This is a genomic window from Methylobacterium sp. WL120, assembly GCF_008039465.1.
GTDB classification, from domain to species: domain Bacteria; phylum Pseudomonadota; class Alphaproteobacteria; order Rhizobiales; family Beijerinckiaceae; genus Methylobacterium; species Methylobacterium cerastii.
The window spans coordinates 1-6565 of sequence record NZ_VRUT01000206.1 but is presented as its reverse complement, the minus strand read 5'-3'; the positions used below and the strand labels follow the sequence as shown (position 1 = coordinate 6565).

At 71.6% G+C, this 6565-nt stretch carries 6 protein-coding genes; 4 read left to right on the top strand and 2 right to left on the bottom strand.

Translation table 11 applies throughout. The features are described from left to right. Together FV229_RS24140 and FV229_RS24135 are read left to right on the top strand one after the other, a co-directional pair. A partial coding sequence (locus FV229_RS24140; RefSeq protein WP_147754382.1) for a patatin-like phospholipase family protein occupies positions 1-901 on the top strand: 901 nt, incomplete at its 5' end. A 90-nt stretch (positions 902-991) separates the two neighbouring features. Beyond that, positions 992-2563 carry an alkaline phosphatase D family protein gene (locus FV229_RS24135; RefSeq protein ID WP_147754381.1) on the top strand — a complete coding sequence of 524 codons (1572 nt, stop codon included), beginning with the start codon at positions 992-994 and terminating at the stop codon, positions 2561-2563. Between the two features lie 9 nt (positions 2564-2572). Here FV229_RS24135 and FV229_RS24130 read toward each other — a convergent pair whose 3' ends face one another. Both FV229_RS24130 and FV229_RS24125 read right to left on the bottom strand, forming a co-directional pair. Then, positions 2573-3004 carry a CBS domain-containing protein gene (locus tag FV229_RS24130; protein WP_147754380.1) on the bottom strand — a complete coding sequence of 144 codons (432 nt, stop codon included), beginning with the start codon at positions 3002-3004 and terminating at the stop codon, positions 2573-2575. A gap of 231 nt (positions 3005-3235) precedes the next feature. After that, on the bottom strand, positions 3236-4057 hold the full coding sequence (locus tag FV229_RS24125; RefSeq protein WP_147754379.1) for a rhomboid family intramembrane serine protease: 822 nt from the start codon (positions 4055-4057) through the stop codon (positions 3236-3238). A gap of 467 nt (positions 4058-4524) precedes the next feature. On the opposite strand from FV229_RS24125, the gene FV229_RS24120 reads away from it, so the two are divergent. Then, positions 4525-5175 carry a PAS domain-containing protein gene (locus tag FV229_RS24120; RefSeq protein WP_147754378.1) on the top strand — a complete coding sequence of 217 codons (651 nt, stop codon included), beginning with the start codon at positions 4525-4527 and terminating at the stop codon, positions 5173-5175. A gap of 157 nt (positions 5176-5332) precedes the next feature. Next, positions 5333-5956: a PilZ domain-containing protein gene (locus FV229_RS24115; RefSeq protein ID WP_147754383.1), complete on the top strand. Its 624-nt coding sequence runs from the start codon at positions 5333-5335 to the stop codon at positions 5954-5956. The last annotated feature ends 609 nt before the right edge of the window (positions 5957-6565 follow it).

Here is a 6565-nt window from a genome sequence, read left to right as displayed (position 1 = left end):
GCCGCGGATCGGCCTGGCCCTCGGCGGCGGCGCCGCGCGCGGCTGGGCGCATATCGGCGTGATCCGCGCCCTCGACGAGGCCGGCATCCATCCCGCATTCGTCGCCGGCTGCTCGATCGGCGCCGTGGTCGGGGGCTGCTTCGCCGCGGGCAAGCTCGACGCCCTCGCCGAGTTCGCGCTCTCGCTCACCCGCCGCCGGGTGCTCGGCCTCCTCGACCCGCGCCTGTCGGGCTCGGGGCTGATCGGCGGCGACCGCCTACGCCGGCGCCTGATGCGCGACCTCGGCGACCGCCTGGTCGACGACCTGCCGGTCGGCTTCGGCTCGGTCGCCACCGAGCTCGGAACCGGGCACGAGGTCTGGCTCACGCGTGGATCGCTGATCGAGGCTCTGCGCGCCTCCTACGCCCTGCCCGGCCTGTTCGCGCCGGTCGAGCGCGACGGGCGTCTCCTGATGGACGGCACGCTGGTCAACCCGGTGCCGGTGACGCTGGCCCGCGCGATGGGCGCCGACCTCGTCGTCGGCGTGAACCTGGCCTGCGACCCGCGGATGCGGGGCGGCGTGATCGAGCCCGGCGCGGCCGATCCCGTCGAGCAGGTCGTCACCGCGGTCGGCGCCCGGCGCTGGAGCCTGCTCGCGGGCCTCCGCAATCGCAGGGTCGCGCCGTCCGGACCCGGGATCGGCCGGGTGATGTTCGACGCCTTCAACATCACGCAGGACCGCATCTCGCGCGCGCGCCTTGAGCGGGACCCGCCCGATTGCGCGATCGGGCCGGACCTCGCCACGATGGGACAGTTCGAGTTCCACCGGGCGGCCGAGGCGATCGCCGCCGGCCACGCGGCGACGCGCGCCGCCCTCCCCCGCATCCGGGCGATGGTGCAGGCCGCGGCCGCGCGCGCCTGACGCGCCGCGTCACGCGACTGTCGCATCGGCCTGCGATGCGGCCCGCGTGCGGGATCGGGATCGGCCCGACCGCCGCGAGGAGCCGCCTTGATGGTGTCCAGCCGCCGCCAGATCCTGCTCGCGGGCGGGGCCGGCCTCGTCGGGTTCGCGTCCGGCATCGCCCGGCCGGGCCTCAGCCGCGCCGCCGACCGGCCGATCCTCACGCACGGCCTGCAATCGGGCGACGTCGGCACCGACTCCGCGATCGTCTGGGCGCGCGCCGACCGGCCGTGCCGCGCGATCGTCGAATGGTCCACCACCGACAGCTTCGCCGAGATCCGCGGCGGCACCTTCGCCGACGCCCTGCCGGAGGCGGACGGCACCGTGAAGGTGGCGCTCACCGGCCTGCCGCCGGGGCAGGACATGGTCTACCGGATCCGGCTCGAAGACCTCGCGGCGCCGACGATCCGCGGCCCGGCGCAGGTCGGGCGCTTCCGCACCGCGCCGGCCGACCGGCGCTCGGTCTCGTTCTGCTGGTCGGGCGACACGGCGGGCCAGGGCTGGGGCATCGACGAGGCCCGCGGCGGCATGACCATCTACAAGGCGATGTTGGCCAACCGCCCGGACTTCTTCCTGCATTCCGGCGACACGATCTACGCCGACGGGCCGATCACGGCCGAGGTGCGACTGCCTGACGGCACGCTCTGGCGCAACCGCGTCACCGAGGCGGTGTCGAAGCCCGCCGAGACGCTCGCCGAGTTCCGCGGCCGCTACCAATACAACCTGACGGACGCGAACGTGCTGGCGATGAACGCCGCCGTGCCGATCCTGGCGCAATGGGACGACCACGAGGTCACCAACAACTGGTGGCCCGGCGAGCCGCTGACCCGGGCCGAGCACCTAAGGAAGACGTACGCCGACCCGAACGTGCGCGCGCTCGAGGTGCGGGCGTCCCGCGCCTTCCACGAATACATGCCGATGCGCTTCGAGCCGTCCGAGCCCGGCCGCGTCTACCGCAAGATCGGCTACGGCCCCCTCGTCGACGTGTTCATGCTCGACATGCGCTCGTATCGCGGGCCGAACGGCGAGAACCGCCAGACCGCCTACGGCCCGGACGCGTACTTCCTCGGGCCGGTGCAGCTCGCCTGGCTCAAGCGGGCGCTGATGGAGTCGCGCGCGACCTGGAAGGTGATCGCCGCCGACATGCCGCTCGGCCTCGTCGTCACCTACGACGGCGACCGGAACTTCGGCTCCGAAGCGGTTGCGCAGGGCGACGGCCCGCCCCTGGGGCGCGAGCTGGAGATCGCCGACCTGCTGCGCTTCATCAAGGCTGCGAACATCCGCAACACGGTGTGGTTCACGGCCGACGTGCATTACACCGCCGCGCACTACTACGACCCCAACAAGGCCCGCTTCCAGGAGTTCGAGCCGTTCTGGGAGTTCGTCTCAGGCCCGCTGCACGCCGGCACCTTCGGCCCGAACACGCTCGACGACACGTTCGGGCCGCAGCTGCGTTTCGTGAAGGCGCCGCCGGAAGGCCAGGTGAACCTGTCGCCGGCGGCAGGCTACCAGTTCTTCGGGCATGTCGCCGTCGACGGGCGGACGGAGCAGATGACGGTGACGCTGAAGGACGCGGCCGACGCCGACCTGTGGCACGTCACCCTCGATCCCGTCCTGGCTTGAGCGGAGGCGTCAGGCCATCGTGATGTAGTCGCGCATCGCCTTGTGCTCGGCCTCGACCGCCGCGATCCGGCGCTTGACCACGTCGCCGATGGAGATGAGGCCGACGAGCCGGCCGTCCTCGCAGACCGGAACGTGGCGGAAGCGCCGTTCGGTCATCAGCTGCATCACGTCCTCCACCGTCGTGGCGCGCTTGCATGTGACGACCTCGGCGGTCATGTGCGCGGAGACCGGCGCATCGAAGGCGCCGCCGCCGAGCTTGGCCAGCGCTCGCATGATGTCGCGCTCGGACAGGATGCCGGCGACCGACCCGTCGCCGTGGGTGACCACGAGGGCGCCGATGCGCTTCTCCGCAAGGAGATGGATCGCCTCGTCGAGGGTCCGTTCGGGGGTGATGGTGACGATGTCCGCGCCTTTCTCGGCGAGGATGCGTGCGATGGTCATGAAGATCCCTCCCAGGAGGTGACGCCGCCCGCGCCGTCAGCCGCGGCGCGCATAGGGACCGGAGGCGTGCCCGGGTTGATCCCGGATCGCGCCGTGCGATCGATGCGAGTGTGTGGCGGATGCCGCGCCATGGCAAGACCGGGCGCGCGGCGCCTGCCGAGGGCGTCCACATCGTCGAACGGGAATGTCGGCCGCCGTCATGCGGCCGGTCATCCAAGCGGCTCGGGCCGGCTACCGCGGCGGTCGTGCCTGCGGGTCCACGAACGGGAACATCAGGAAGCCGACGACGAAGCCGCCGAGGTGGGCGTCCCACGCGACCGCCGCGTTCTCGGCGCCGAGCGGCAGGCTGATCAGGCCGAACAGCAGGTTCGTCGCCAGCCAGATCACCAGGAAGGTCACCGCGGTGCGGTTGCGCAAAAGCTCCGGGACGGTCTCGGCCGGCCGGTGCGGCGGCAGCTGCCAGGCCTGCGTCCCGTAGCCCGCCGCCGGCGGCTGGAACACGAAGCGCGCGGCGGCGGCCATCAGCGCCGACACGCCGGCGGAGGCGCCGATCAGCGGCGAAGAACTCAGCGGGTCGATCGCGACATGCAGCGCCCCGCCCGCGACCGTGCCGGCAAGGGCGATCAGCCCGAAGCGCCAGGCGCCGCAGCGCCGCGCCACCGGTGAGCCGAAGGCCGCGAGCCAGACGCTGTTGAAGATCACGTGCATCCACGAGCCGTGCAGTAGGCCGTAGGTGGCGAAGCTCCACGGGTAGGCGCCGGGCTCGCTGAGCACGTAGCGGGCGAAGCCTTCGCGCGCGGCGGCGAACTGCGCGTCCCCGGCCTCGCTCGCCGCGCGCAGCACCGCGTCGGCCTGGGCCGGGTCGAACCATGTCGTCCAGCGGGACGGCACCAGCGCGAGGTCGAGCACCAGGCGGATGTCCCAGGCGTCCGGCAGCAGGATCTCGCGGACCGCATGGATCGCGAGCAGCAGGCCGATCGAGACGGTGACCACGCCCGGCATGTTGAAGACGGGCACGCGGCCCTGGCGCGGCAGATCGGGGGAAGCATCCATGGCGCCACATGTCGGGGCGACGGCTCCCGCTGCAAGGGCCTGCGGCCGCGGCGACGGCCGGAACGGCGGCCGGCGAACAAAAAAAGGGAGGCGCACCGCGAACGGGCGACCTCCCTGAAGCAGAGGATCCGAGACCCCTTGCGGGGCCGGGCACCGTCCGGACCAGGAGACGGCGGGGCGCGGGCGCCCGATCCCTCCGCGCACCTCGCAAAGGCGACCCGGAGACGTGACGGCGTCGGGGCGACCCGAACCGTCACGCTTTCGTGAACATTGTCTCGCAGGGCCGCCCGGCGTGCAACGTCAACCTCCGCTTAACCTTAACGAAGGGTTGCGCGAGCTTGACCGTGACCCCGGGCGTAGGTTGTGCACCGTGACGGTCGAACAGCCGCTGGATGCACCACGAGAGATCGAAGGTGTTCCGAAGCGGCACCGATCGCCACGCCGCCGCGCGTCAGTCCGGGACACCGATGAAGCATCCGACCAGCCGCATGCTTTACAGCTACTGGGACCGGCTTCGCGGGCAGCGCTGCGCCCCGGAGCGCTCCGAGATCGAACCCGGCGCGATCCGCCACCTGCTGGCAGACAGCCTGATCCTCGAACTCGACATGCCGCACCGGACCGCGACCCTGCGGCTCGCCGGCACCCGCGTCTGCGCCCTGTTCGGGCGGGAGTTGCGGGCCGCGCACCTGTCCGCCCTCTGGGGCCACGCCTCGGCGGACCCATGGCGGATGGTCGAGACGGTGGCGGCGGACGCGATCGGCGTCGTCGCGGGCCTGCGCGGCACCAACACGGACGGCGAGACCGTCGACCTCGAATTCCTCCTGCTGCCGCTCCGCCACCGCGCGCGCACTCAGGCGCGGGCGCTCGGCGCGCTGAGCCCCCTCGCCCCGCCGACCTGGCTCGGCCTGCGTCCGCTCGTGCGCCTCAACACGCTCTCCCTGCGGATGCTGGCCCGGCCCATGCCCGACGCCCTCCACGATGGGCCGCAGGGCGACGACTCGGTCCTCGATCTCGCGGGCCTCGAAGCCGGGGCGTTCGGCGCCCTCCCCCCGCCGGCCAACGACAGCGCCCCGTTCCGTCGCGGGCACCTCATGGTCCACCGCGGCGGACGGGTCTGAAAGCAGCGGAGACGCCGGCCGCAGAACTGACGCGAGAAAATTGAACAGGCACCTTGAGCAAAAAACCTCAGATTGTGTGCCTGGAACAAGGTTTTCGTAACCAGATAATTGCTAGGTTTTGCAAGCGAGCAACGACGGACCGACTATTCCCGCGATGATGATGGCGCAGAACTCAGCGGGAACGACGACACTGCGCCTTGCGCAGGCCTCCGACCTGCGACGCCATCAGCGCGTGCCGGTCTCCCTGCTCGGCCGCTACATGCTGTCCGACCGCCGCGAATATCCGTGCCAGACCGTCGACATGTCGCCCGGCGGCGTCCGTCTGACCTGCGCGGTGGTGGGTGAGCTCGGCGAGCGCGTGGTGCTGTACCTCGAGCATATCGGCCGGATCGAGGGCGTCATCGCGCGCCATCCCAAGGGCGGCTTCGCGATCCAGCTGTCGGCCACGCCGCGCAAGCGCGACAAGATCGCCTCGCAGCTCACCTGGCTCGCCAACCGCGAGATGCTCGGCCTGCCCGAGGGCCGGACCCACGAGCGCATCGTGCCCAAGCAGCCGGCGGTGGTCGTGCGGCTGGAGAGCGGGCGCGAGATCAAGGCGCGGGTCATCGACATCTCGATGTCGGGCGTGGCCCTGGCCAGCCTCAGCGCGCCGCCGCTGGGCACGACGCTCACGATCGGCAGCACGCCGGGCAAGCTCGTGCGATACTTCGAAGGCGGGTTCGGCGTGCAGTTCATGCTGCCGCTCTCCCCCGACCGCTTCCACGAAGGCATGACGCTCTAAGCACGCGGCGGCCGGGGCCGAACGCTTCGGCGACTTGGTCGTGGCCGCCGCCGCCGGGACGGACGCGTCGCGGTCACCACGTCATTGCCGATTGATTCTGCGAATCGAGCGAACGATGCGGTTTTGCCGGATCGCACGCACGCCGCCGTCCGAAAACCCTTCTCATTCATCAAGCCCGACCTGAACGGTGATCGCCTTTGCCGGGTCGGCCGCTCGCTCGGTCGGATCGCGTCCGATCGCTGCGTTTGACGTCCCGCATCGGAACTTCGGATCGACCGGACGGCGACCGCGGCGGCCGCACAGGGTTTCCCGATCCTCTACGCGATGCCGACAATCCGCCGGGTCGCCAAAGCGTCCGGTTCGGGCTGTTGTGAGGCGCGCCGGCCGCGGCGGGGAATCGATAAAATTGCTCGTATCGGCTTCAGCGCCGTGGAGGGCGCGCGGGCCCATCGTGCCTCCATCGACGGAGGGTTTGGGCGATGGGCCGGGTGTTCAGCAGCAAGGGAACGGGGATCCGGGCGCTCGGCCTCGGGCTGTTCGCCCTCCTCGCCGCCGGCGTGGCGCCGGCCGCCGCGCAGACCCTGGCCTCGCTGCCCGCCCCCACCTTGG

Excerpts from the sequence above, each read along its gene's own strand:
- FV229_RS24130 (WP_147754380.1), bottom strand. The coding sequence starts at position 3,004 with ATGACCATCGCACGCATCCTCGCCGAGAAAGGCGCGGACATCGTCACC.
- FV229_RS24135 (WP_147754381.1), top strand. The coding sequence starts at position 992 with ATGGTGTCCAGCCGCCGCCAGATCCTGCTCGCGGGCGGGGCCGGCCTC.
- FV229_RS24115 (WP_147754383.1), top strand. The coding sequence starts at position 5,333 with ATGATGGCGCAGAACTCAGCGGGAACGACGACACTGCGCCTTGCGCAG.
- FV229_RS24125 (WP_147754379.1), bottom strand. The coding sequence starts at position 4,057 with ATGGATGCTTCCCCCGATCTGCCGCGCCAGGGCCGCGTGCCCGTCTTC.
- FV229_RS24120 (WP_147754378.1), top strand. The coding sequence starts at position 4,525 with ATGAAGCATCCGACCAGCCGCATGCTTTACAGCTACTGGGACCGGCTT.